This window comes from Saccharomonospora azurea NA-128, from assembly GCF_000231055.2.
Taxonomy (GTDB): Bacteria; Actinomycetota; Actinomycetes; order Mycobacteriales; family Pseudonocardiaceae; genus Saccharomonospora; species Saccharomonospora azurea.
On record NZ_CM001466.1, the window covers coordinates 308,492 to 332,741 of the forward strand.

A 24,250-nucleotide genomic window follows, 5' to 3' on the forward strand; every position below is an offset into this window, starting at 1 on the left:
CCGGACGACGGTAGCCGTCCGGTCAGCGGAAAGGCGCGCTCGTGGCAGCAACCGGCCACCCGCCGGGATCACCGGGTCTCGGTGGTCTTGCGGAGCCCGGCCGGCTGGTCGGGATTCAGACCGCGCGCGACCGCGAGCCGCCACGCGAGCCGTTGCAGCGGCAGGATCTCCAGCACCGGCGCCAGGTCCTCGTCGAGAGCGGGCACCACAAGGTCGTGCGTGGGAAGCGGGCCCACGCGGAGGACGTCCGCTCCGCGCCGCGACACCTGGTCGAGCACGTCGGACATCGTGGTGCCGCCCGGACCCCCACCGCAGAACGCGAGCACGACGGTGTCGGACCCGACCGCCGCGATCGGTCCGTGCAGCAGATCGGCCCCGCTGTAGGAGCGGGTGACGAGGTAGCTGGTCTCGGCCAACTTCAGTCCCGTCTCGGCCGCCGAGGCCAGCGAGTAGCCGCGTGCCGTCGTGACGATGCGTTCGGCGAAGCGCAGGCGGTGCGCCGCGGCGTCGACCCGCTCGGCGTTGTCGTCGAGGCACCGCTGGGCCAGCTCACCGATCCGGTCGACGTCCGGACTCACGCCGCCCCGGATCTCCGACACCAGCAACGACAGCGCCAGCAGGCTCGCCGTGTACGTCTTGGTGGCGGCCACGGCGCGTTCCGGGCCCGCACCGATGTCCAGGACGTGTTCGGCCGCCGAACCCAGTGGGGAGTCCGCGGTGTTGGTCACCGCGACGGTCAGCGCGCCCCGGCGGCGGGCCGACTCGGTGACCTCGACGAGATCCGGAGATCCGCCGCTCTGGCTGACCGCGACGAGCAGGACGTCGCGCAGATCCGGATCGGCGCCGTACAACGTGGTGGTCGACGGCGACACCGCACCCGCGGGCAGTCCGAGCTGGACCTCCACGAGATACTTCCCGTACAGGGCGGCGTGTCCGCTCGAACCGCGAGCGGCGAAGAGCACGAAACGCGGTCGGAACCGTCGCACGTGCTCGGCGATGCGGGCCACGGCGGAGCGGTCCCGGGCGAGAGCGTCCAGGACCTGTGGCTGCTCGGCGATCTCCCGCGCCATCCAGCCACCGGGCTCGGTGCCGGGCACAGGGGTGGTCGTCATGAGTGTCCTCCTCGGGGAAGCCGGAGCAGTCGAGCGGCGTTCCCGCCGAAGATCTTGCCGAGGTCGGTGTCCGGCATGCCCATCTCGTGGCAGACGCGGAGCTGGTCGGCGAGGTAGCGGTAGCAGTATCCGCGCGGGAACCACGACGAGTCGCTGCCGAACACGATGCGGTCCGGCCCGATCGTCTCGTAGCAGCGCCGGAACAGGTCCTCCAGCGTCAGCTTGTAGGGCATCCAGCGCACCCATTGGTTGGAGCCCGACGTGTCCACGTGCACGTTGGGACATGCCCAGCAGAGGAACAGCACCTGCTGCACGTGTTGCACCCCGAAGTGCGGGATCACGAACGGGATGCCGGGGTGGCGCTTGGCCACCGACTCCAACCACGCCGGCTCGATGTGGGCGTTGTGCGCGATCCCGCCACTCGACCCGCAATGTCCGAAGTGGATGAGCACGGGAAGCTCGTACTCCGCCGCCACCCGCCACACCGCGTCGGCCGCCGGGTCGTCGATCCGGTGGGGAAGCAGGGGAGCGAACAGCTTGAGCCCGCGCAGACCGAGCTCGGTCACCGCGCGCCGAAGCCGCTCGGCCGCACCCGGTGCGGTGAGGTCGCGCAGGTTCGCCATGCCGGAGAAGCGCTGCGGGTGCCGAGCGACGAGTTCGGCGACCCGGTCGTCACCGCCGCCGGTGACGAAGGTGGCGTGGGCGATGCCGTGCCGGTCCAGCTCGTCGAGCCACAGGTCGGCCTCCTCCTCCCAGGTCCGCTCGTCCGAGGGCTGCGGATCCGGGAAGTCCCAGGCCCGCCGCCAGCGGGCCGACTGCGCGGCCACGAGGTCCTGCCGTCGACGCTGAGCCTGCTCGTCGGGGTCGGCGCAGGTGAACTGACCGCCCGAGAGATCCCTCGTCGCCGGGTCCTGGTCGATGCGGAAGTGCAGGTGGAAGTCGACGATCTCGGTGCCCTGCACGGTGGGGACGCTGGTCATGCCGATACTCCGTCTCGTCGTGCGGGCAGGACGTCCGACGGGGAGAAGCGGCGGTCGTGCGAGGGCCTGCTGATGACCGTCGCGGCGACGCGCACTCCGTAGTCGGCCGCCTCGGTGGGGGAGTATCCCTCGGCGAGCCGGTGCAACAACCCCGCGTTGAAGGCGTCACCGGCACCGGTGGAGTCCTGCACGCGCACCTGCGGCGTCGGGCACTCCACGACGGCCCCGTCCGGGGACACCACGAGAGCGCCCTCGGAGCCGCACTTCACGACCACCGTCGTCCCACTGCTCTCCGCCACGGACCGCGCCGCCGCGGTCACGTCGGACCGATCGGCCAGCGCGCGGATCTCGTCGGTGTTGGGCAGGAAGACGTCCACCTGTTCCAGCAGCCCGAGCACCTCGGCCCGGGTGGTCGCCGACCAGTTCCCCGGGTCCCATCCCGTGTCGAGCGCGGTCCGCGCGCCCGCATCCCGGGCGGCGGAGAACAACGCCCTGGCCCGCTCGTCGCGCAGCACCGGCAGCAGGAAGTAGCCCGACAGCAGCAGGAACCGGCTGGACAGCACGTCCGCGGGCACGGCGCTGGCGTCCATGCCCGCGAGCGCGCCGAGCGCCGACAGGAACGCCCGGTCGTGCCCGGGAGCCTCGGCGGCCACGGTGACCGAGGTCGACTCCCCGGCGGCGCGCACGAGGTGCGTGCGCAGGCCGGGCATGTCCAGTTCCGCGTCGAGCAGCCGGGCGGTGCCGTCCTCGCCGACGCGTCCGACGAGCACGGTGTCCCGCCCGAGCTGCGCGAGCGTGACCGCGGTGTTGGCGGCGGAGCCACCGGGACGGACGGCGATCGAGGGCACGATCTGCTCCGTCCCGGGCGGTGGGAGCGCGGCGACTCCGGCCACGACGACGTCGAGGTTGACGTTGCCGACGACGGTGATGCGGTCGGGCACGGTCTCGCCCGACACCACCGGGCTCACTGACGGTCCCCGGCGAGCACGGCGTCGACCGCGGCGGTCAGTGCGTCCTCCGCCTGGCGCAGGCGGGCGCGGCGCGCGTCGAACTCGGTCGTGAGCGCACCGGCACGCTCGGCCACCCGCCGGGCCGTGGTGCGCACGGCCGCGGAGCCGGGGCCACCGGGTTGGGGCCGGTCCAGCACCTGTTGCGGTCGCAGACCCGCGGCCAGCGCGGCCTCCACGACGGTGTCGTCGGCCTCCAGGCCCGCCTCGGCGATCGCGTCGGCCACGAGCCTGGTGGTCCACGCGGCCGGAGGTGCCTGACGCACGAGGGCACCGACCACGGAGTGTGCGCCGCGCCAGGGCACACCCGCCGCGGCGAGGGCCTCGGCCACGGCGGTGGTCGTGGCACCGGTCGCGACGACGTCCTCCGGCGTGGGCGGCTCCAGCGGCTCCAGCTCACCGAGGAGGCCGTGCATGAGGGTGAGGAAGCGCACCGCGCGGTCACCGGCCCGCCACAGGTGCTGTTGCACGTCGGTGGTCGCGTTGTTGGAGTCCTCGTACCAGGCGGCACCCACGTTGTTCAGCGTCGCGGCGAGGTCGGCCGCCGCCGCCCCGGCCATCGAGCACATGTGTTCCAGCACCACCGGGTTCTTCTTCTGCGGCATGATGCTGGAGCCCTGGCAGTACGAGTCGGGCGTGACGACCCAGCGGAACGTCATCCAGTCCAGCATCGTGCGCGCCATCCGCGCCCCGGTGGCGAGGATGCGGGCCTGCACGGCACCGGTGCGCACGAGGTGTTCGGCGCCCGCCACGGCCTCGTACGACGACGTGAAGGTCTCGCGGAATCCGAGCAGTTCGGTGAGGCGCTCCGACGCGATCGGCAGGTCCGTGCCCGCGAACGCGCACGAGCCGAGTGGTGAGACGTCGAGCTCGTCGTACACGGACAGCAGCTCGTCGGCCTGGCTGAGCAGCGCCTCGCCGTACCCGGCGAGCACGTGGCCGAGCGTGGTGGGCTGGGCCGGCCTGCGGTGGGTGTAGCCGACGATGAGCACGTCGGCGTGCCGATCGGCCTGCGCCGCGGCGACGTGCGCCGCCGCACACGCCAGCCGAGCCTGCTCCAGCACGTTCTCGCGCAGCACCATCCGGAACACACCGGCGTCGAGGTCGTTGCGCGACCGGGCGAGCTGCACATCCAACTCGGACGGTGCGAGGCCCGCGGCGGCGGCGAGTCGCTGCTCCACGAGGAAGTAGACGTCCTCGACGCTGCCGTCGAACTCCAGGCGGTCGTCCTCCTCGGCCAGGAGCCGCCGCAGCCCGGCGAGCAGCGCCCGCGCGCGTTCGGCGGGGAGCAGCCCCTGCTCGGCGAGCATCACGACGTGCGCGAGGCTCGCTTCGAGCATCGGCCGGTACAGCTGGGGCGCGGACTCCTCGAACGCGACCCTGAGGTGGTTCTGCCAGTACGTGGACAGACTAGGCATGAGGCAACTTTCTCCGTTGTGCGGTCAGCCCACCGGCAGCGCGGTGGCGCCGGTGGACTTCTTGCGTGGCCCGTCACCGAGCCGGTTGGACAGAACGAGCACGGCCAGGATCAACACGATCTGCAACGTTCCGTAGGCGGCGGCGCTGCCGAACTCGGAGGAGTAGATGCGGTTGTAGATCTCGACGGACATCGGGGGCAGCCCGGGCGGGTAGATGACCACCGACGCGACGTACTCGCCCACACCGTCGACGAAGGCGAGCAGCGCACCGGCGAGCACTCCGCGCACGACGAGCGGCAGCGTGACGGTGCGGAGCACGCGCATCGGCCCGGCACCCAGGTTGCGGGCCGCCTCCTCCAGGGACGGGTCCATCTGGTCGAGCGACGCGCTCGTGGAGCGGAACACCAGAGGGACGAACCGGACGAAGTAGGCCACCGGGAGGATCCACATCGTCCCGACGAGCGTGAGGCCGAGGTTTCCGGCGTTCGGCTCGTTGAACGCGGTCACCAGGTTCACGCCGATCACCGTGCCGGGCAGCGCCCACGGAAGCATGATCATCACGTCGAGGGCGGAGCGGCCGGGGAGTTTCCACCGGGCCACCACCCACGCCGTGGCGGCGCCGACGAGGATCGCGGCCGCCGTGGCGATCAGGCTCATCTGCAGGCTCACCGAGACCGGCAGCAGGCTCTGCGGGTCGGTGACGATGCGCGTGTAGTTGTCCAGCGTGTACTCGCTCGGCAGCACCTGGTGCGTCCACGAGCTGTCGACCGAGAACGACACGAGCACGATCACCAGCACGGGCGCCATCAGCAGCACCGTGAGCACGAGGCTGCCGGCTCCCGCGCCGGCCTTGGCGAGCAGCGAGCCGGGCGAGCGACGTGCGCCGGGCGTGCCCTTCGACAGGCTGCGATGCACTCGACGTCCCTGGTACCAGCGCATCCCGACCAGGAACGCGATGGACACCACCGTCAACGCCGTCGCCTGGGTGGCGGCCAGCGCCTGGTTGCCGGAGGTGCGGGCCGAGACGATCTCCATCGTGAGCGTCTGGACGTTGTAGAGCTGCGGCGCCGTGAACGACGCCATCGACATCATGAACGTCAGCAGCGCACCCGAGACCAGCGCGGGCGTGAGCATCGGAAGCAGCACGGTGCGCCACACCCGTGCACGGCTCGCCCCCAGGTTCGTGGCCGCCTCCTCCAGCGACCCGTCGAATCCCGCCAACGCCGCCGACACCGACAGGTAGAAGTACGGGTACATCGTGAAGGCGTGCACGAGGATCACCCCGGCCACACCTCCCACCGACGTCGTCGACGGGGCGATGCCGAACAGTTCCGACAGTGCGCGCGGCACGATGCCCGTCTCGCTGTACAGCAGCACGAAGGACACGGCGCCGATCAGCGGAGGCAACGCCATCGGCAGCACCGCGAACACCGACAGCACCCGGCGGCCGGGGAAGTCGAAGCGGTGCATCAGCACCGCCAGCAGCGTGCCGATGACGCCGCAGCACACCACCGAGGCGAGCGAGGTCAGCACCGACAGCACGAGCGCCTGTCCCGACGCGCCGCCGAACAGGCTCCCGTAGTTGGCCGCCGCGCCGTCGCCGCCGGTGGAACCGGCCGCCGTGGTCGCCATGGGAATGACGACCAGGAACAGCAGGACGGCCACGATCGGCAGCGCCAGCACGTACACGAACCGGTCGCCGTCGGGCGTGAGCCGCCGCCGACGCTGCGGCGTGGAGGACGCCGGTTCGTCCGCCGCGCGGGGCGGCGTCATGGTCGGGGCGCTCACGGTCGCACCACCCACGCGCGCCCGGACTCGGGCCGCACCCCGACCGTGTCGCCGAGCCGCGGAAGGTCCACCCGGTCCGCGGCCGTGACGGCGAGGTCGAGGTCACCGGCCCGCAGGTCGAACTGGCAGTGCGACCCGGTGAACTCGATTCCCCGCACCTCGGCGTCGAACGTCCCGGCACCCGCGTCGGTGAACGTGAGGTGCTCGGGCCGGACCGACACGGCGACGGCGTCCCCCTCGGCGACGGCCAGATCGTCCGGATGTCCGGCCAGCACCGTCTTCCCGCCGGACACCCGCACCGCCACCTGCTCGCCCTCCCGGCCCACGACCTCGCCGGGCAACACGTTGCTGCGCCCGATGAAGCGCGCCACGAACGCCGAGGCCGGACGGTGATACACCTCGCGCGGCGTGCCGATCTGGTGCAGCTTTCCGGCGTCGAACACGGCGACGCGATCACTCATCGCCATCGCCTCGTTCTGGTCGTGGGTCACGTAGACACTCGTGATACCCGCGTCCTTCTGTGCCCGGCGGATCTCCGTGCGCATCTCCTCCCGCAGCTTCGCGTCGAGATTGGACAGTGGCTCGTCGAGCAGCAGCACCGCGGGGTTGATGACCAGCGCCCGGGCCAGCGCGACCCGCTGTTGCTGGCCGCCCGAGAGCTGGTCGATCCGGCGATCGGCGTACCCGTCGAGGCCGACCGCGTCGAGCGCGGCGGCGACCCGCTTGCGGCGCTCGTCCTTCGCCACCTTGCGCGACACCAGCCCGTACGCGACGTTCTGGGCGACGTCGTAGTGCGGGAACAGGGCGTAGTTCTGGAACACCATGCCGGTGCCGCGCTTGTTCGGCGGCACCGCGGTCATGTCACGACCGTCGAACAGGATGCGGCCGCTGCTGGGGGCGACGAAGCCCGCGATCATGCGCAACGTCGTCGACTTGCCGCAGCCGGACGGTCCGAGCAGCGTGAAGAACTCGCCCGCGCCGATGGTGACGTCGACGTCGTGCACCACCGGCGCGTTCGCGCCGTAGCTCTTGCTGATGCGGTCCAGGCGAACAGGGATCATGGGTAGGGTTTCCTTCGGGCGGGGACCGGAGCCGTCACTGCTTGTTCTTGATGTTCTCGCTCCAGTAGGAGATCCATTCCTTCTCCTTGGCAGCGACGCGCTCCCAGTCCACGGGCATCTCGGTCAGGTCCAGTTCGGCGAGCCAGCTCGGCTCCTGCTCCAGCTCGACGGTCGGCAGCTGGTAGTACTCCTCGGCGAGCTCCTTCTGGGTGTCCTCACCGAGCAGGAACGACAGGAACGCGTCCGCCGCCTCGCCGTTCGGCCCGTTCTTGATCTTCGCGACACCGTCGACGAGCTGCGGGTCGCCGGAGACCGCCGAGATCGGCTTGAACGGTGCGTCGTGCTTCTTCTGCTGCAGCAGCACGTCCTGCAGGTTCCACACGCTCACGGGCGCTTCCTCACGCTGCACCCGCAGATAGAGGTCGGTCGGGTTGGCGGCGTAGACCTTGGTGTTGGCGTCAAGCTCGCGAAGCCAGTCGTAACCGTCCTCGACGCTGTCGGCACGAGCGATCATCGCCGAGTAGATGCTGCGCATGGTCCCGGACGCGGCCACGTCCCGGATGGCGATCTTGTCCTTGAACTCGGGCTTGACGAGGTCATCCCAGTCCTTCGGGGCTTCCTCGGGGCTGAGCATGTTCTCGTTGTAGAAGATCACCTCGGGGAGCACCATCTCGCCGAGCCAGCGGCCGTCGGCGTCGCGGTAGCGCTCCGGCACGGCGTCGCGGACCTCCGCGGGCGCGGGCGCGAGCAGGTCCTGCTCGGCGGCGAGGCTGAACTGCTGTTGCGTGCCGCCCCACCAGATGTCGGCCTGAGGCCGGCCCTTCTCGGCGGACACGCGCTCGAACGCCTCCTGGGCGCCCAGCGTCAGCAGGCGCACCTTACCCTCGTACTCGGGGTTCGCCGCTTCGAAGTCCTGCACCACCTTCTCGGCCAGGCCCTTGTCGCGTGCCGTGTAGATGGTCAACCCACCGTCGGCTCCCGCGGACTCCAGGCCGCAGGCGGTGGTCGTTCCGGCGAGCATCAGCACACCGGCCAGGAGAGTGAGGATTCTGCGCATTCAGCTGCCCTTTCGTGGCGATGACTGCGGTGACTGCGTCGGGGCCGCAGCGTGGGACAACAGGGAAGGGGAGACCGCACCGACGTTCAGGGCTTGCGCGCCGAGTGCGGCGTAGACGACTTCGGGAGCGGACGGAGCCGACGCGCGCACGACCTCGCCGAGTTCGGCCAGACCGGCCTCGCCGAGTTGGGGTGCGGCTCCGGCGAAGACGATGCGCGCCGGGTTCGTGACACAGGCGCAGACGACGGCGGCGAAGGCCCAGGCCTCGATCACGTTGCGGCGAAGCCGCGCCACCGCGGGTTCGTCGGCCCGGGCCGCCAGTTCGGCGACCGGATCCAGCGTCCGGTGACCGTTCACCTCGGAGAGTGCGGCGCTGATACCGGGGACGCTCCACCGCTGCTCGAACCGGCCGCGGTCACCGGTGTGCGGGTCGGGCGGCACGCTCGTGGGCAGGAAGCCGATCTCCCCGGCGAACCCGGCCGCGCCCCGGCACAGCGACCCGCCGCTCACGACGGCGGCACCGATGCCGTACCCGACGTGGATGAGCACCAGATCGTCCACATCGGCCGCGGCACCGCGCTCGCGCTCGCCCAGGGCGATGAGGTTCACGTCGTTCTCGACCTGCACCGGAATGCCCGACCGCTCGGACAGCGCCGTGGCCAGGGAGTCCTCGCCGAGTGCCCGCAGGACGGGGGAGAGGGTCACGGAGCCCTTCTCCGTGGCGACACCGGGGAGCGAGAACACCACGCGGCTCGGCCGGGGATCGGGATGCGCGTCGAGGGCGTCGGTGGTGACGGCCACCAGGTCGTCCAGCGGTCTCGCTGGATCCACGCGGCGGCTGTGTCCGCCGAGCAGTTCGCCGGAGAGGTCGACGACGTCGGCGTTGGCCTGCTCGCCCTCCAGCGAGAGCGCGACGAGCGATTCCGCGGAGGGATTGAACTCCAGAAGGTGCGGGCGGCGGCCTCCCGAGGAGCCGCCCGTTCCCGCCTGGACGATGTGGCCGGAGGCCATGAGGTCCCGGACGATCATCGTGAGAGAGGAAGGCCGGTAGCCCGTGAGCTCGGCGAGTTCCGTCCGAGACACAGGACCGTGCTCCCGCAGCGCCGCGAGTACTGCTCCGGTGCGGATGCGGCGCAACGCTTCCTGTCCGGTCGGCGCCGACCGTTCGTGCGACATGGCGAACTTTATACGGCATCCGAAGTAAGTGCGGAACCCTCGATTTCCGTAGTCGTTCGGGCACGCAGCGCGAGCCCGCGAGCTGACAACGATTCAGAGGCTCCGTCGACCTGACGTGCGTCACATGGCGACGAGGCCGGGCGCGAGGAACAACACCGCACCCGCGCCCAGCAGGCCCGCTCCCCACAGCCGGCCGGCGAGCTCGGGGCGCGGCAGCACCTTCTCGATCGTGATCGCCGCGGCGATGACCGCCATCCACACCAGACTCATCACGCCCGCGGCGAGCAGCACCGCCATCAACCCCCAGCAGCACCCGACGCAGTAACCGCCGTGGCGCATGCCGACCGCGAACGCCCCGACGGGGCCGCGGGACGCCTGGGGACCGTGTCGCATGACCAGCGCCAGCGGCGAGCGGCAGCGCACCAGGCACCACCGCTTCAGCGGGGTGAACTGATAGCCGCCCGCGACGAGCAGTACGACCGCTCCCGTCTTGACCGCGGTCGTGCTCCCCGACTCGGCCACCGTGTCGAAGCCGCGCACCACCGCGTAGGCGAGCAGGCCGAGGGCGCTCCACACCGCGAGGTAGCCGAGCGTCAACCCGACGAGCACGCGACGCGTCCGCGTCCCCGCCGGCAGCAACGTGCGGACGCCGACCGTGAACGGCGTGATGGCGGGCAACATCATCGCCGCCATCATCACCACCCAGGTGAGGACGAAGAGGCCCAGGCCGACGGACATCGCCGCCATGTCCCCGCCCATCGGCGACGGGCCGGCGAGGATGCCCAGCCGCATGTCGGGCATCGCCACCACACTCGTGACGACCCACGCCGCCGCGGCGAGGACGAGCAGTGCCGCGGCGAGCGCCCACTCGACACCGCTCCACGCACGGAGCGAGGGGACACCCCGGCCGGCTGCCTGACGGGTCATGCTCAGTCGGGCCCCGACCAGTCGAAGGGGATGAGCTTGCTGGAGTTGCCGGAACGATCCCACGCGTAGCCGTAGGCGTCGGCGTGGTCGCTGACCGCGGCGCCCCACGTGGCGGGCGGCTGCCCCGGCCCGACCTCCGCGCCGGGAAGGTTGTGCACCTGCACCCGGGCGCCCGGGGACGACGTCGGGCCGGTCAACGCCTCCGCGCGGGCCTCTGCCCTGCCGGGCACGCGAACCCCCCAGGTCGACAGGTCGTCGGCGATCGACACCTCGATGTCGGCGAACTCCATGCCGCGCATCTCGGCGCCCAACATGGAGGAGAACCGAGCGGGCCACCCGCCCGCCTGCCCACCGAACACGGTCTGCAGGGCGGCCCGCTGAGCGTCGTCGGCGCGCGCGTCGAAGAACACCGCAGCGTAGGCGTCGGTGTGTTCCCCGCTCCAGACGTTGCCCTTGAACGAGCCGAGCATGGCCACGTTCAGCCCGTCCAGCCGGGTCTCGCCGTACTGTCCGCGACGGATGTGCCAGAGCAGGACCCCATCGCAGTCGTCGTAGGTCGGAGGTTGGGCGAACGAGCACGGACAGGGAATCGTGCACTTGCAGACGTCGAACCAGTCGCCTTCGAGATGCCACCTGGACACCGCGGTCGTATCCATGGCCGCCTCCGTGTCTCGGATACCGACCGTGCCGACGCTACGCCTCGGCCGGAGGCCGTCCTACTCCCGCGAGCCGGGAGTACCGACGGTGCTCAACGTGCGTACGACCCCACGGGCACCGCCTGCTCACGGTTGGTCACCGGACCCGCGCCCTCCGGTCACTTCGGGGAGGCGCCGTCGTCCCGAATACTGGGGCGGTGACCGACAACGTGGGGACCGACCCGCAGTACGACGGGTTCGCCGACGAATTCCTCGACCACGCCCGTGACGGCTTCTACAACGCCTACGTCGACCGGCCGGCCTGCCTTGACCTGCTGGGCGACGTCGACGGGCGCACCGTTCTCGACGCGGCGTGTGGTCCGGGCCTGTACGCCGAGGAGCTGGTGGCGCGGGGCGCCCGGCTGCTCGGGCTGGACCAGAGCCCGCGCATGATCGAACTGTGCCACCGACGCGTCCCCTCGGGCGACTTCCGCGTCCACGAGCTGGCGGAGCCACTGCACTGGCTGCCGGACGCCTCGGTGGACCTGATCCTCTTCGCACTCGCGATGGAGTACGTCGACGATCGGCCGGCGATGTTGCGGGAGTTCCGGCGGGTGCTGCGTCCGGGCGGAGCCCTCGTACTGTCGCGGCTGCACCCCACGGGCGACTGGTTGCGACACGGCGGCAGCTACTTCGACGTGCGGGTCGTCGAGGAGGTGTGGAGCCAGGGCTGGCGGGTTCGGTACTGGCTGGCGCCGCTGGAGCGCACGTGCGACGAGTTGGCCGACGCGGGTTTCCTCATCGAGAGGCTCCGGGAACCGCGACCGCGACCCGACGCCGCCGCCGTCGACCCCCGCCGCTACGAGCGCTTGAGCCGTGAGCCGACCGGATTCCTGGCCATCAGAGCGGTTCCGCGTCCAGGCGACTGAGCAGGCCCCGCCGCGGTGGGGCGAGGAGTCACCAAGATCGACTCACTGGTAGGAAAGACCCGTGCGGGACTTTGTGAGAGGCGTACGGTTCTTCGGGCAGGGGCTGCTCATCCTTCTGCGGTCGCCCAAGCTGTTGTTGATCGGCGCCTTGCCGGTGGTACTGACCACGGCTCTGTTGACGGGCGGACTGATCGCGCTCGTGTACTGGATCGGCGACCTCTCGGCCCTGATCACCCCGTTCGCGGACGACTGGGCGGGATTCTGGCAGACGACGATCCGGATCGCCGCCGGTGTCGCGATCGTCGGTCTCGCGGCGGTGCTCGGCATGGTGAGCTTCTCGGCGTTGACGCTCGCGATCGGCGGCCCCTTCTACGAGCACATCGCGGAGAAGGTGGAGGACGACCTCGGTGGCGCTCCCAGCGAGCTCGAACTGTCGTGGGGGCGTCTGCTGTGGATGGGACTGCGGGACGGCGTCCTGCTGATGCTGCGGTCGCTGATGTTCACGCTCCCGCTGTTCGTGGCGGGCTTCATCCCGGTGGTCGGCCAGACCGTGGTGCCCGTGCTCATGGCGTTCGTGACCGCGTGGTTCCTCGCGCTCGAACTCGTCGCGGTGTCCTTCTACCGGCGCGGCATGGATCTTCGGCAGCGACGCGAACTCCTGGCTCGACGGCGCGGGCTCGCCTGGGGACTGGGGCTGCCGGCGTCGCTGCTCTGTCTCATTCCGGCTGTCGCGCTCGTCGTCTTCCCGATCGCCTTCGTCGGGGGCGTCCTCGTGGCCCGCGAGGTGCTGAGCACGGAGCCGGAGGCTCCGGCCCCGGTGACCTGACGTCCAAGCCTGGTCACAGACCGTCGCCGTCCATCCGGGAGGGTCGAGACGGGTGTCCGTTCCGGCCTCGGCGAACCGGCGGGAGCCGCGGTCGCGCCGCGTGAGGCTTCGGCTACGGTGTCCCGGTGCTGCCTGCGGCCGGCACGCCGGGAACGTGCTGGGGCAGGTCCCGCGACCGCCGTGGAACAGCCTGCACCACAACTGATCGTCGGGAGCGGGGAATCTGCTTCTAGCGTCTCTGCCTCGGAGGGGCTAGGTTTGCCCCGATCCTGCAACCCAGGCGTTTCGAGGAGGAAACCGTGCCGGGCAACGGTATCTGGCGGACAAAATCCGTCGAGCAATCGATCGCGGACACCGACGAGCCGGATACCCGACTACGTCGGAACCTCGGCGCCTGGGATCTGATGGTCTTCGGTGTCGCGGTGATGATCGGTGCCGGTATCTTCACCCTCACCGCGCGCACGGCGGGCGACATCTCCGGCCCCTCGGTGGCGCTTGCGTTCGTCTTCGCCGGTGTCGCCTGTGCGCTGGCCGCGCTCTGCTACGCCGAGTTCGCGTCCACGGTGCCTGTCGCCGGTAGTGCGTACACCTTCTCCTACGCGACGTTCGGCGAGTTCCTCGCCTGGATCATCGGGTGGGACCTCGTCCTGGAGTTCTCGGTCGCCGCGGCCGCCGTGGCCAAGGGCTGGTCGGTGTACCTGCAGGAAGTGCTGGTGACGTTGTTCGGCCCGGGGGTCACCACCACGGTCTCCCTGGGCGCGGTGAACTTCGACTGGGGTTCGCTGCTGCTGATCGGCATCCTGGCGACGCTGTTGACGCTCGGCACCAAGCTGTCGTCGCGCTTCAGCCTCGTGATCACGGCACTCAAGGTCGTGATCATTCTGTTCGTGATCATCCTGGGCATCGCCTACATCAGCCCGGACAACTACTCACCATTCATCCCGCCCGCCGCCGAGGGTGGCGACGCGGGTGGCACCGGGGTCGAGCAGTCGCTGTTCTCCGCGCTCGTCGGAGGCTCCAGCAGCGTCTACGGTGCGTTCGGTCTGCTGGCCGGTGCGTCTCTCGTGTTCTTCGCCTTCATCGGCTTCGACGTCGTGGCCACCACGGCCGAGGAGACGCGCAACCCGCAGCGCAACGTTCCTCGCGGCATCCTCGGCTCGCTGGCGGTCGTGACCGCCCTCTATGTGGGCACGTCGCTCGTGGTCGCCGGCATGGTGCCTTACACCGAGCTGGCCACCGACGCGGCGCCGGAGGGACGCAAGACGTTGGCGACGGCGTTCTCCTACCACGGCGTCGACTGGGCGGCGAACATCATCTCCGTCGGTGCACTCGCCGGTCTCACCACGGTGGTCATGGTGCTGATGCTCGGCCAGCAGCGGGTGCTGTTCGCGATGTCGCGGGACGGCCTCCTGCCGCGCAAGCTCGCCAAGACGGGTTCGCGTGGCACGCCGGTGCGGGTCAACATCCTCGTCGGTGTCGTCGTCGCCGTGGCCGCCACCTTCTTCGACGCGGGCAAGCTCGAAGAGATGGTCAACGTCGGCACGCTGTTCGCGTTCATCCTGGTGTCGGCGGGTGTGCTCGTGCTGCGGAAGAAGCGCCCCGACCTCAAGCGCGGCTTCCGTGTCCCGCTGGTGCCGCTGGTGCCGATCCTCGCGATCGCCGCCTGTTTGTGGCTGATGCTGAACCTGACGGTGCTGACCTGGCTGCGGTTCCTCGTGTGGATGGCGCTCGGTGTGGTCGTCTACTTCGCCTACAGCAAGCGGCACTCGCTGCTCGGCAAGAAGGAGGCCGAGAACACCGCCGGCGAGACGGAGAACCCGGAAACGCCCGCCGGGACGAGCTGAGTCCCCTTCTTCGCACCCGTGTGGCCGGTCGAACGCAGTGTTCGGCCGGCCACACGGCGTTGCGGACACGGATTCTCGCGGTGACTCCTCCGCGCACTTCCTTTCCGCGACCGGCGTGGCCGTGCCTCCGGCGGGGTAGAACCCGACGAGGGCTGCGACGGACGGGGAGGCCTGCGGTGAGTGCACACGGGATCGACGAGGTGTGGCAGGACTGGAACGACGCCGTCAACATGACGGCCAAGGAGCTGGAGAAGTGGCTGGGCACGCCCGAGTCGCGCAGTGTCGGCGACAAGAGCTCCGGTGGCGAGTCCACGGGGCACGAGTCCGGGCGGCGGATCGTGCGGCTGCTGCGCGCGAAGAAGGGTGATCTGGACGAGGCCGACGCCGCCCACATGCGCAAGGTCGTGTCCTATGTGCACCGGCACCTCGCTCAGCGCCCCGACGGCGACGTGTCGCAGACGCCGTGGCGGTACTCGCTCATGAACTGGGGCCACGACCCGCTCAGGGACTGACCTTCGAGTCTGCTTCGAGCAGTGCCGTGTGGACCGAGCGGAGCCGTTCACACTGCGGTTCATGGAGAATTCAACGCGCTGAGGAATCGCGTTTCTGCCGTCGGAGCCGTGCTGTCTCTGGCGATGGTCACCCTCGCCGGGCCAGGCGTCGCCGCGGCCGACGACGAGCCGGCTGCCGACATCCTCCCGGCAGTGTCAGGCAGTGTCAGGCAAGGACCACGACGATGCCGCCCAGGACGAGTGCCGTCACGGCGACGGTGCCGAGCAGGATGGCGTTCGCGGTGCGGGGGAGGCGCTCGCCGGGGGTGAGTGCGACGCCGACAGCGAGGGCGACCCGCGGCGGTGACGCGATCATGGCGAAGGAACCGGCGACGTTCTGCCCGGCGAGTGCGATGAGCGGATTCGCGCCGAGGCCGGTGGCGGCGGTCGTGGTGGCGGTGGAGAACATCGCGGCGGCGCCCACGTTCGAGCCGGTGAGATAGCCGCCGATTCCGCCCATGGCGGGGATCGCGGCGACGAAGCCGTAGCCGACCTTCTCCGCGGTGGTGGCCAGATGTTCGGCCATGCCGGTGGAGGCCATGACGAATCCGAGGACGAGGAACACGAGCGCGTTCCCGGCGATCGGTACCCACCGCCTCAGCCCGTGCCGCACGAGGCGTCGCCGGTCGGCGGCGGGCAGGCCGGTGGTCGCGACGGCGACGACGGCGGCGAGCACCAGCCAGAGCGCCGGGCTGGAGATCCAACCGAGCGTGTCGTGGGCAGCGGTCGCGGCGAGCAGGCCCGTGGTGGCGAGGATGCCGGCGACGATGACGAGATACGGCACGACGGCGACGAGGAGTGGCCGGGACACGGGCGGCAGCGGGCCGTTGCCGACACGGGTGAGGACGAGCAGACCGGCGATGACGACGGTGGAGGCGAGAACGCCGGCCAGCGGCGTGCCGACCGTGAGGTTCGCGACCAACAGGGCTGTCCATTCGGTGAGCACGACCGCGGCCGCCAGCGCGAGCTGCCGCGGGGTGGGCCTGCCGACGTTGAGGACGAACACGGCGACCATGCTGATCACGAGCACCGGCAGGCTGAGCAGCGCCGACCAGACGCCGAGCCGGGTGAAATCCTGCTCGCCGAGCTGCGAGGCGATGAGGGTGCCGGGGCCGAGGGAACCCCACGGAACCAGCACCAGGCCGAGGAGCCCGGAGACGACGGCCTTGACGGGGGTCAGGCCCAGACGGATCAGCAGCGGAGCGGTGATGACGACGCCGAGACCGAAGCCGGTGACCGACTCCATGAACGGCGTCAACCCGTAGACGAGCAGCAGTAGCGTCACGGTGCGGTCAGCGCCACTCTCGGCGCGTTCCAGCCAGGTCGCGATCCGGTCCTGCGCACCACCGCGGGTCATCGCTTCGGCCAGGACGACGCCGCCGAGCAGGATGGCCGCGATCTCCACGACGGTCGGAACCATTCCCGACGCGGCGGCACCGACCTGGGATCCGTCCAGCGGGAAGGCGACGACGGCACCGACCAGCGCGACGACCAGGCCCGCGACCCCGGCCCACAGCGACGACGTCCGGAACGCGAGCAGGGCCAGGACGACGACGATGGGCGCGAGCGCCACGACGAAGTCGACCGCCTCCGGGGTCACCGCACACCTCCGGCCTCGTCGAGCGCGGGTGCGTCCACACGATTCGGGCCGGTCAAGGCCACGGGCACGCAGCGGGTGACGATCTGTTGTTCCCTACGGTCGATCGGCTACCGGCGGCGGCGAGGATGTCGGCCTCTGCCGCTCTTGGGCCCGCCGGAGCGTGGGTGCCGGGTTCGGCGGCCGCGGCCGGTGTCCTTCGGTTCCTTGTTCTTGGCCGGCGTGCGCGTGCGTTCCGTGGTCGCCGGGTCCTGCGGGCGCCCGCGGGTGCTGTTGACGGTGCGGCCCCGGACGATGCCGATGAACTGCTCCATCAGGTCGGTCGTCTCGTCCTCCAGCCACGAGAGGGCGACGCGGGACTGCGGGGCGTCGGTCACCGGCCGGTGGACGAGGTCGCGGCGGTGGTGCAGGCGCGCGAGAGACTGGGGGACGACCAGCAGTCCCACTCCGGCCCCCACCAGCTCGATGGCCGCCGCGGTCGTGGCGGGGCGCTCGATCGCCGGACGTCCCGGCGGCTGCTCCCAGTCGAGGGTGTCGTCCAGGGGGTGCAGGACGATGTCGTCGGCGAGGTCGTCGAGAGTCACCTCGTCAGCGGCGGCCACCAGGTGGTCCTTCGGCACTACGACGACGGTCGTCTCGGTGTAGAGGGGGATGGCGTGCAGGCCGGTCCGGTCGGTCGGCAGGCGAAGGAGGACGGCGTCGGCCTCCCGGTCGCGCACCGTGTCGGCGGCGTCGGCAGGCGTGACCTGGACGAGCGTGAGCGGCACCGCCGGCATCCGCTCGTGCCATTTGCGCACCCACTTGTCGGGCGTCACTCCGGGAACGTAGGCGAGCGTGAAGGAGGGCTGATCGTCCGGGACGGGCACCGACTCAGACTACTGGCGCCACGGCCGGTGGCGGGATACCGGTCGCTACGCTGGTCGGCATGACGTCGCGCAAGAAGCCCCAGACCATGAAGCCCGCGACTGCGGCGAAGAAGCTCAACATCTATCTCGACGCGACGCCGGAGAGTTTCCGCGAGGGTGTCGTCTCGCGCGACGAGTTGACCGCGTTGCAGGCGGATCCGCCGGAGTGGCTGCGCGACCTGCGCCGCAACGGCCCGCACCCGCGCCCGGTCGTCGCGGCGAGGCTGGGCGTCTCCATCAGCGGTCTCGCGCGGGGTGGCATCACCGACCCGCTCACCACGGAGCAGATCAACGCGCTGAAGGCGGAGATGCCCGCGTGGCTGGAGCGCGAGCGTGCCACCCAGGCGGAGGTCCGCAAGGAACTGGCGCGCCTGAAGGAGAAGAACGCCGGGCGCAGCCACACCGTGCGGCCGGGGTAGGGGCGAGCGGCGAGAGAAGTAACGCGGGGACGAGCGGCAGCGCTCCGTGAGCGGGCGGATCCGCTCGGCTGTTTGGCCCGAGCAATGGTCCGGACAACACGTGATCGCACGCTCCGGAGTTGTGTATAACGACCTATACGCCACGCCTCTCGTGCGCCGACCATTTCTCGGCGGGTCGCTCGAAGAGAACCGACCGTTGCGTGGGTTGAGCAGGGATGCCGGCGCGCCCGCGCAGGGGATCGTCGGTGACGGTGTGCCAGCTCTTCAGGTGAGCGGGAGTTCGCCAGTCGGGCACATGTTCGGCGACCTGCCGGTGGACGAACAGCGCGTGGCTGCAGGCCTCGTGCCAGGCGCTGGCCCGCTGGTCCGGGGTGTCCGTGTGACGGAAGATCTCGTCGTGCAGGAGCAGCTGCGCGTGCAGGGAATGCCGTAACGCCACGGAGTACTGGTCGTCGGAGTCGTGCAGCCGGTCCGGCGTGGTCCCGCCGCAGACGACGCAGTCGCAGAGCCAGAAGTGGCTGGTCTCCGGGGTCCGGGCGAACACGGTCTCGCACGTGTCGAGCCGGTGGTAGCTGAGCAGGTGTCGGATGAAGACGGCGGGGAAGGCGGCGCGGGGTATGCCCTTCGAGGTCAGAGGATAGATGTGGCGCAGCGAGCTCGTGGTGCCCGTCGCGGCGGCGAACGCGCCGTGGCACAGGGCCCCGAGAGCGGCGACGTCACTGCGGAGCAGGAGTACCGGCACCTGGGCCGTGCGGAGCAGGCGCAGAAAGTGGCGCACCACGTACTGGACCGAGAACGGGTCGCTGGCGTGCTCGATCGCCACCGCGACCGCAACGCCGTAGGAGTCGAGCTCACGGGCCAGGTCGTCGACCGCGTGGCTCTCGGCGAACCAGCGTGCGGCCAGGGGAAGCATGGCGATGACCGGCCTGCGCTGCAGCGCCGCGACCCGCAGGATGCTGCGGAGGGCGTTCCAGTTGTCCGGTTCGAGGTAGCCGGAGTCGGTGAGCGGGACCAGCCCGAGTTCCTGTTGCCGTCGGCACCAGGCGGGGCGGATGCCGCGTCCGCCGTCGACGCGGCGCGGGCCCGAGTAGCGGTCGGCGTCGCAGAGGATCGGGCCGTCGAATCCTTTTTCGCGGAGTCGGTGGGCGATGGTGTCCGCCGAGGCGCCCGTGACGACCAGGCCGGTGTCGTGCGCGGTGGCGATCTCGGCGGCCGTGTGGGCCTGGGAAGGGGTGCAGTGGATGAGGAGCCGTCGCCTGAGCTGATCCAGAGAGCGGTCCATCGTTCCACCGTGACGATGATCCGCAGGCGTGTCATCGGCCTTCACGCGGACGCCGAACGGCACCGCACGAACGGCGCACAGGCTTGTCCGGCGGCTGCCGGAGTGTGGTCACGCAGGTGGCGTCGCCGTGCATGAGCACGGTCGCGGGCGTGCCGGGGTCGCTGGACCAGTCGGGTGCGCGCGGGGTCGTCCTGCTCGCGCGCGCGGTGTACGCGGGTGGGGTGTCGGATTGCGGGGTTTCGGGGTACTCGGCGTGGTCGGGCCCTGGGTTCGCGTCACGGTGCACCCGTTGGTCTCGATCCCGGTGGTCGACGGCTCTTCGGGGGTGCCGAGCCTCGCGCGTCGAGGTTGGCGAACTCGTCTCGGTTGCCATAGTGTGCCAAAGCAAACGGATGTTAGTGAGAAGTTGGAGTGGGAACCATGGCGACATCCGCATCTGCGGCGCCCCTCGTCGATCGTCTCGACCGCCCACTCACCGACCTGCGGGTGTCGGTCACCGACCGGTGCAACTTCAGGTGCCGCTACTGCATGCCTCGGGAGCTGTTCGGTGCCGAGCACGTCTTCCTCGACCGGGAGGAGCTCCTCTCCCTGGAGGAGATCACCCGGCTGCTGACGCTGTTCCGCGAGTTGGGCGTGCGCAAGATCCGGCTGACCGGTGGGGAACCGCTCCTGCGGCGCGGGCTGCCGTCGCTGGTCGCGATGCTGCCCGACTTCGACGACCTCGCCATGACCACCAACGGAGTCCTGTTGCCCCGGCTGGCCGGTCCCCTCGCCGACGCCGGGCTGCGCCGGGTCACCGTGAGCCTGGACGCCCTCGACGACGAGGTGTTCCGGCGAATCGCGGACACGCCACTGTCGGTGAGTTCCGTCCTCGACGGCATCCGGGCCGCGCGGGAGGCCGGGCTCGGAGTCAAGGTCAACACGGTGCTGCAGCGGGGGATCAACGACCACCAGCTGGAAGATCTCGCGGGTTGGGCCCGGGAGGCCGGCGTGCGGCTGCGGTTCATCGAGTACATGGACGTCGGCACCACCAACGGCTGGGTGCGTGACCGGGTCGTTCCCGCCGAGGAGGTCCGGGACCGGCTCCACGCGCGGTGGCCCCTCGAACCCGTCGAGCCGGAGGTGTACGGCGAGGTGGCCTCGCGCTACCGCTACCTCGACGGGGCCGGTGAGGTCGGCATCATCGCCTCCGTGACCAAGCCGTTCTGTCGGACGTGCACCCGCGCCCGGCTGTCGTCGGTCGGGGAGCTCTACACCTGCCTCTTCGCGGCGCGGGGCACCGATCTGCGGGCGTTGCTGCGCGGCGGCGCCGACGACGAGGCGCTCCTCGCCGCGATCGGCGCGGTCTGGGGGCGCCGGACCGACCGGGCGTCCGAGCTGCGCGGCGAGGGCGGCCTCACCGGTCCGCGCGTGGAGATGTCCTACATCGGCGGCTGACCCGCCGCCGTCCCGGCGACGTGGCTTCGGTGTCGGTCCGGTCGCGGTCGGACGCGGTCCGAAGCGAGTTGGCGAGCCGTGGGCGGAGTATCATGCCGTGGTTCGGGGAGAATCGCCCGGAACGCGCTCGCGGCGTCCTCCGTCGTTGTGCTCACCGCGCCGACGCCCGGCCGCGTCCGCACCACGACCGTCGCTACAGCGACACAGGGGGAGCGGGAGATGTCCGACGCCAACACCGAACCTGCGAGGCGGGGCCGTCCTCGTCGTGGGCCCGATCCCGAGCGGTTCCGCGAGATCGTGGAGGCGGCGGCGGAGGTCTTCCTGGGGAAGGGCTACAGCGGCACGAGTATCCAGGACATCTCCCATCGCGTCGGCATTCTCAAGGGAAGTCTGTACCACTACGTCCGGTCCAAGGAGGACTTCCTCTACCGGATCATCAAGGACGTGTACGACGAGGCGATCGCCGAGATTCGGAAGGTGTCCGAGCTCGAAGGGGAGCCGCTGGAGAAGCTCGCCGAGTTCATCAGGCTGCACGTGCGGTTCACCGCGTCGCACCTCACCGCGTACACGATCCAGCTACGGGAGTTCGAGCAGTTGAGTGCCGAGCGGCCGGAGGAGATCCGCCGGGGTGGCGAGACCTACGTCGAGGCGCTCCAGGTCGTCCTCGAGGGAGGCGCAGGAGCGAGGGGTCGTCGACGCCTCGCTAAGATCACGTCGGCTCCGGCGAGTCCGCCTCGCGGACTGTGGTCCAGTCGTCCCTGTGGTCGTGACCTGCGGCGACTCGGCGTCGATCGGGTGATCGACGTCCCCGGGCGGGTGTCTTCTCCGATACAAAGTTGACTTATTCCAGAAAAGCTGCTTGGCTTCCCGCCGTGGCAATCATCGACGCCCCCGCGCTCCTGCGCGGGGCAGCACTGCGGGTGACCCGCCCGCGGGTTGCCGTGCTGACGATGGTCGCGGCCAACCCCCACTCGGACACGGACACCATCGCGACGGCCGTCCGCCGCGAGCTGGGCTCGGTGTCGACGCAAGCCGTCTACGACGTCCTGCGCGCGTTGACCGACGCTGGTCTGGTCCGCCGTATCGAGCCGGCGGGATCTCCTGCCCGCTTCGAGACGCGGGTGGGCGACAACCATCACCACCTGGTGTGCCGCCACTGCGGCTCCATCACAGACGTCAACTGTGCGGTGGGCGAGGCTCCCTGCCTCCACATCGAGGATCGAGAGGGATTCGCGGTCGACGAGGCCGAGGTCACCTTCTGGGGTACCTGCCCCGCCTGCCAGGCACAGGACGATTGAACACCCGTATCGACGAAGTATCCGACGAGGAGCGCGTTTTGCCCGAGAACAACCAGAAACCGCTGACGACGGTGGCCGGTGCGCCGGTCCCTGACAACCAGAACTCGCTCACCGCGGGGCCTCGGGGTCCGATGCTGCTGCAGGACGTGTGGTTCCTGGAGAAGCTCGCCCACTTCGACCGCGAGGTCATTCCGGAGCGTCGGATGCACGCGAAGGGCTCCGGTGCCTACGGAACCTTCACGGTCACCAACGACATCACCCAGTACACCAGCGCGAAGATCTTCTCGGAGGTCGGCAAGAAGACCGACCTGTTCGTGCGGTTCTCCACGGTGGCCGGTGAGCGCGGTGCCGCCGACGCCGAGCGCGACATCCGCGGCTTCGCCGTCAAGTTCTACACCGAGGAGGGCAACTGGGACCTCGTCGGCAACAACACCCCGGTCTTCTTCTTCCGCGACCCGTTGAAGTTCCCGGACCTCAACCACGCGGTGAAGCGGGACCCGCGCACCAACATGCGCAGCCCGGAGAACAACTGGGACTTCTGGACCAACCTGCCCGAGGCGCTGCACCAGGTGACGATCGTGATGTCCGACCGCGGCATCCCGGCGTCGTACCGCCACATGCACGGTTTCGGCTCGCACACCTACAGCTTCATCAACGACAAGGGCGAGCGGTTCTGGGTCAAGTTCCACCACCGCACCCAGCAGGGCATCAAGAACCTCACCGACGCCGAGGCGGAGGCCCTGGTCGGCAAGGACCGCGAGTCGCACCAGCGGGACCTGTTCGAGGCCATCGAGCGCGGCGACTTCCCGAAGTGGAAGCTCTACGTGCAGATCATGCCCGAGGCCGACGCCGAGACCTACCGCTACCACCCGTTCGACCTGACGAAGGTGTGGTCCAAGAAGGACTACCCGCTGATCGAGGTCGGCGAGTGGGAGCTCAACCGCAACCCGGACAACTACTTCGCCGAGGTCGAGCAGGCCGCGTTCACCCCGGCGAACGTCGTGCCGGGCATCGGCTTCTCGCCCGACAAGATGTTGCAGGGTCGCCTGTTCTCCTACGGTGACGCCCAGCGTTACCGCCTCGGTGTGAACCACCACCAGATCCCGGTGAACCAGCCGCGTTGCCCGGTGAACTCCTACCACCGCGACGGCGCGATGCGCGTCGACGGCAACCAGGGCGCCACCCCGGGCATCGAGCCGAACTCCTACGGCCGTTGGCAGGAGCAGCCCGCCTACCGCGAGCCGAGCCAGGCCGTGGGGTCGGTGGCCGACCGGTTCAACTACCGCGAGGACGACGACAACTACTACGAGCAGCCCGGAATCCTGTTCCGCAACATGACGCCGGAGCAGCAGCAGGCGCTGTTCGAGAACACCGCCCGGGCCATCAACGGTGCGTCCCAGGCGACCATCGAGCGGCACATCGCCAACTGCACCAAGGCCGACCCCGCCTACGGCGAGGGCGTCCGCAAGGCGATCGAGGCGCTGGCGGCCGGTCAGCTCTGACCCAGACCGGTCACTGTCGCGTATAGACACCGCCCCGCGTGGTTCGTCCATGCGGGGCGGTGTTCTCGTGAAGCGAAGAAGGAGGTGGGGAATGAGCGAGGGTGGACTGACCCCGGAGCAGGTCCAGCGCGTCGTGGCGATCGCCATGGACCTGGCGCGGGAGGGCGACACCACGCAGCTGCTGGAGTTCCTCGACCACGGCCTGCCGGTCGACGTCACCGACCCGTCGGGCAACACGCTGCTGATGCTCGCCGCCTACCACGGGCACGCGCCCACGGTGCGCGCGCTGCTGGACCGAGGCGCCGACCCGGACCGCCGCAACGCGCGTGACCAGTCGCCGATCGCGGGCGCGCTGTTCAAGGGCGAGGACGAGGTGGTCGCCGTGCTCCGCGAGGCGGGCGCGGACCTCGACGCGGGCACACCGACCGCCCGTGCTGCCGCCGTCATGTTCGGCCGCGAACACCTGCTGAGCTGAAGCGTTCGCCCCGTCGAACGTGCT

The 24,250-nt window shown here is 70.3% G+C and carries 23 protein-coding genes; 10 read left to right on the forward strand and 13 right to left on the reverse strand.

Features of this window, described 5'->3' with window-relative positions; all coding sequences use genetic code 11:
- Positions 1-68: 68 nt before the first annotated feature.
- From SACAZDRAFT_RS01495 to SACAZDRAFT_RS01540, 10 genes are all read right to left on the reverse strand, one after another.
- Positions 69-1,112 (reverse strand): SIS domain-containing protein, encoded by a 1,044-nt coding sequence (locus SACAZDRAFT_RS01495; RefSeq protein WP_005437970.1) that lies wholly within the window; start codon positions 1,110-1,112, stop codon positions 69-71.
- Positions 1,109-2,092 (reverse strand): amidohydrolase family protein, encoded by a 984-nt coding sequence (locus SACAZDRAFT_RS01500; protein ID WP_005437971.1) that lies wholly within the window; start codon positions 2,090-2,092, stop codon positions 1,109-1,111. Before SACAZDRAFT_RS01500 ends, SACAZDRAFT_RS01495 begins: the two co-directional genes overlap by 4 nt.
- The gene (locus SACAZDRAFT_RS01505) at positions 2,089-3,060 is read right to left on the reverse strand and encodes a carbohydrate kinase family protein (protein WP_005437972.1); all 972 of its coding nucleotides are present in this window, start codon (positions 3,058-3,060) and stop codon (positions 2,089-2,091) included. Before SACAZDRAFT_RS01505 ends, SACAZDRAFT_RS01500 begins: the two co-directional genes overlap by 4 nt.
- Entirely contained in the window at positions 3,057-4,517 is a 1,461-nt protein-coding gene (locus SACAZDRAFT_RS01510; protein WP_005437980.1) for a lyase family protein, read from the reverse strand. Before SACAZDRAFT_RS01510 ends, SACAZDRAFT_RS01505 begins: the two co-directional genes overlap by 4 nt.
- Before the next feature lie 24 nt (positions 4,518-4,541).
- Positions 4,542-6,305: an ABC transporter permease gene (locus SACAZDRAFT_RS01515; RefSeq protein WP_157606906.1), complete on the reverse strand. Its 1,764-nt coding sequence runs from the start codon at positions 6,303-6,305 to the stop codon at positions 4,542-4,544.
- On the reverse strand, positions 6,302-7,366 hold the full coding sequence (locus tag SACAZDRAFT_RS01520) for an ABC transporter ATP-binding protein (protein ID WP_005437983.1): 1,065 nt from the start codon (positions 7,364-7,366) through the stop codon (positions 6,302-6,304). Before SACAZDRAFT_RS01520 ends, SACAZDRAFT_RS01515 begins: the two co-directional genes overlap by 4 nt.
- A gap of 34 nt (positions 7,367-7,400) precedes the next feature.
- Positions 7,401-8,423, reverse strand: a complete 1,023-nt coding sequence (locus tag SACAZDRAFT_RS01525; protein WP_005437985.1) for an extracellular solute-binding protein — start codon at positions 8,421-8,423, stop codon at positions 7,401-7,403.
- A complete protein-coding gene (locus SACAZDRAFT_RS01530; protein WP_005437987.1) occupies positions 8,424-9,599 on the reverse strand; it encodes an ROK family transcriptional regulator in 1,176 nt (391 codons plus the stop codon).
- A gap of 120 nt (positions 9,600-9,719) precedes the next feature.
- Entirely contained in the window at positions 9,720-10,526 is an 807-nt protein-coding gene (locus tag SACAZDRAFT_RS01535) for a DUF2182 domain-containing protein (protein ID WP_005437989.1), read from the reverse strand.
- A gap of 2 nt (positions 10,527-10,528) precedes the next feature.
- Positions 10,529-11,182, reverse strand: coding sequence for a DUF1326 domain-containing protein (locus tag SACAZDRAFT_RS01540; protein WP_005437990.1), 654 nt, complete (start codon positions 11,180-11,182; stop codon positions 10,529-10,531).
- Between the two features lie 197 nt (positions 11,183-11,379).
- Here SACAZDRAFT_RS01540 and SACAZDRAFT_RS01545 point away from each other — a divergent pair, with 197 nt between their 5' ends.
- The 4 genes from SACAZDRAFT_RS01545 (at position 11,380) to SACAZDRAFT_RS01560 (ending at position 15,272) form a co-directional block, all read left to right on the forward strand.
- Positions 11,380-12,090, forward strand: coding sequence for a class I SAM-dependent methyltransferase (locus SACAZDRAFT_RS01545; RefSeq protein WP_005437991.1), 711 nt, complete (start codon positions 11,380-11,382; stop codon positions 12,088-12,090).
- Positions 12,091-12,151: 61 nt separating this feature from the next.
- On the forward strand, positions 12,152-12,916 hold the full coding sequence (locus SACAZDRAFT_RS01550) for an EI24 domain-containing protein (RefSeq protein WP_005437992.1): 765 nt from the start codon (positions 12,152-12,154) through the stop codon (positions 12,914-12,916).
- A 299-nt stretch (positions 12,917-13,215) separates the two neighbouring features.
- A complete protein-coding gene (locus SACAZDRAFT_RS01555; RefSeq protein ID WP_005437993.1) occupies positions 13,216-14,760 on the forward strand; it encodes an amino acid permease in 1,545 nt (514 codons plus the stop codon).
- 176 nt (positions 14,761-14,936) lie between these two features.
- A complete protein-coding gene (locus SACAZDRAFT_RS01560) occupies positions 14,937-15,272 on the forward strand; it encodes a DUF3140 domain-containing protein (protein ID WP_005437994.1) in 336 nt (111 codons plus the stop codon).
- 205 nt (positions 15,273-15,477) lie between these two features.
- Here SACAZDRAFT_RS01560 and SACAZDRAFT_RS01565 read toward each other — a convergent pair whose 3' ends face one another.
- Both SACAZDRAFT_RS01565 and SACAZDRAFT_RS01570 read right to left on the reverse strand, forming a co-directional pair.
- The gene (locus tag SACAZDRAFT_RS01565) at positions 15,478-16,911 is read right to left on the reverse strand and encodes an L-lactate permease (protein ID WP_005437996.1); all 1,434 of its coding nucleotides are present in this window, start codon (positions 16,909-16,911) and stop codon (positions 15,478-15,480) included.
- Between the two features lie 107 nt (positions 16,912-17,018).
- A complete protein-coding gene (locus tag SACAZDRAFT_RS01570) occupies positions 17,019-17,774 on the reverse strand; it encodes a LysR family transcriptional regulator substrate-binding protein (protein WP_005437998.1) in 756 nt (251 codons plus the stop codon).
- 59 nt (positions 17,775-17,833) lie between these two features.
- Between SACAZDRAFT_RS01570 and SACAZDRAFT_RS01575 the strand changes: the two genes are divergently transcribed.
- On the forward strand, positions 17,834-18,232 hold the full coding sequence (locus SACAZDRAFT_RS01575) for a DUF5997 family protein (protein ID WP_005438000.1): 399 nt from the start codon (positions 17,834-17,836) through the stop codon (positions 18,230-18,232).
- 133 nt (positions 18,233-18,365) lie between these two features.
- Here SACAZDRAFT_RS01575 and SACAZDRAFT_RS01580 read toward each other — a convergent pair whose 3' ends face one another.
- Positions 18,366-19,514 (reverse strand): hypothetical protein, encoded by a 1,149-nt coding sequence (locus SACAZDRAFT_RS01580; protein ID WP_005438002.1) that lies wholly within the window; start codon positions 19,512-19,514, stop codon positions 18,366-18,368.
- A 420-nt stretch (positions 19,515-19,934) separates the two neighbouring features.
- Here SACAZDRAFT_RS01580 and moaA point away from each other — a divergent pair, with 420 nt between their 5' ends.
- The 5 genes from moaA to SACAZDRAFT_RS01605 all read left to right on the forward strand — a co-directional run bounded on the left by moaA (position 19,935) and on the right by SACAZDRAFT_RS01605 (position 24,226).
- Positions 19,935-20,951 (forward strand): GTP 3',8-cyclase MoaA, encoded by a 1,017-nt coding sequence (moaA, locus tag SACAZDRAFT_RS01585; RefSeq protein ID WP_005438004.1) that lies wholly within the window; start codon positions 19,935-19,937, stop codon positions 20,949-20,951.
- A gap of 219 nt (positions 20,952-21,170) precedes the next feature.
- The gene (locus tag SACAZDRAFT_RS21975) at positions 21,171-21,791 is read left to right on the forward strand and encodes a TetR/AcrR family transcriptional regulator (protein WP_005438006.1); all 621 of its coding nucleotides are present in this window, start codon (positions 21,171-21,173) and stop codon (positions 21,789-21,791) included.
- A 32-nt stretch (positions 21,792-21,823) separates the two neighbouring features.
- Positions 21,824-22,249, forward strand: coding sequence for a Fur family transcriptional regulator (locus SACAZDRAFT_RS01595; RefSeq protein WP_005438009.1), 426 nt, complete (start codon positions 21,824-21,826; stop codon positions 22,247-22,249).
- A 38-nt stretch (positions 22,250-22,287) separates the two neighbouring features.
- On the forward strand, positions 22,288-23,751 hold the full coding sequence (locus SACAZDRAFT_RS01600) for a catalase (protein ID WP_005438011.1): 1,464 nt from the start codon (positions 22,288-22,290) through the stop codon (positions 23,749-23,751).
- 91 nt (positions 23,752-23,842) lie between these two features.
- Positions 23,843-24,226: an ankyrin repeat domain-containing protein gene (locus SACAZDRAFT_RS01605; RefSeq protein WP_005438013.1), complete on the forward strand. Its 384-nt coding sequence runs from the start codon at positions 23,843-23,845 to the stop codon at positions 24,224-24,226.
- Positions 24,227-24,250 lie beyond the last annotated feature (24 nt).

What these genes read in the sequence shown, in the direction of transcription:
- SACAZDRAFT_RS01500 (WP_005437971.1), bottom strand. Translation starts at nt 2,092, where the DNA reads ATGACCAGCGTCCCCACCGTGCAGGGCACCGAGATCGTCGACTTCCAC.
- SACAZDRAFT_RS01605 (WP_005438013.1), top strand. Translation starts at nt 23,843, where the DNA reads ATGAGCGAGGGTGGACTGACCCCGGAGCAGGTCCAGCGCGTCGTGGCG.
- moaA (WP_005438004.1), top strand. Translation starts at nt 19,935, where the DNA reads ATGGCGACATCCGCATCTGCGGCGCCCCTCGTCGATCGTCTCGACCGC.
- SACAZDRAFT_RS01530 (WP_005437987.1), bottom strand. Translation starts at nt 9,599, where the DNA reads ATGTCGCACGAACGGTCGGCGCCGACCGGACAGGAAGCGTTGCGCCGC.
- SACAZDRAFT_RS21975 (WP_005438006.1), top strand. Translation starts at nt 21,171, where the DNA reads ATGTCCGACGCCAACACCGAACCTGCGAGGCGGGGCCGTCCTCGTCGT.
- SACAZDRAFT_RS01525 (WP_005437985.1), bottom strand. Translation starts at nt 8,423, where the DNA reads ATGCGCAGAATCCTCACTCTCCTGGCCGGTGTGCTGATGCTCGCCGGA.
- SACAZDRAFT_RS01495 (WP_005437970.1), bottom strand. Translation starts at nt 1,112, where the DNA reads ATGACGACCACCCCTGTGCCCGGCACCGAGCCCGGTGGCTGGATGGCG.
- SACAZDRAFT_RS01520 (WP_005437983.1), bottom strand. Translation starts at nt 7,366, where the DNA reads ATGATCCCTGTTCGCCTGGACCGCATCAGCAAGAGCTACGGCGCGAAC.
- SACAZDRAFT_RS01580 (WP_005438002.1), bottom strand. Translation starts at nt 19,514, where the DNA reads ATGGACCGCTCTCTGGATCAGCTCAGGCGACGGCTCCTCATCCACTGC.
- SACAZDRAFT_RS01510 (WP_005437980.1), bottom strand. Translation starts at nt 4,517, where the DNA reads ATGCCTAGTCTGTCCACGTACTGGCAGAACCACCTCAGGGTCGCGTTC.
- SACAZDRAFT_RS01535 (WP_005437989.1), bottom strand. Translation starts at nt 10,526, where the DNA reads ATGACCCGTCAGGCAGCCGGCCGGGGTGTCCCCTCGCTCCGTGCGTGG.
- SACAZDRAFT_RS01575 (WP_005438000.1), top strand. Translation starts at nt 17,834, where the DNA reads ATGACGTCGCGCAAGAAGCCCCAGACCATGAAGCCCGCGACTGCGGCG.
- SACAZDRAFT_RS01540 (WP_005437990.1), bottom strand. Translation starts at nt 11,182, where the DNA reads ATGGATACGACCGCGGTGTCCAGGTGGCATCTCGAAGGCGACTGGTTC.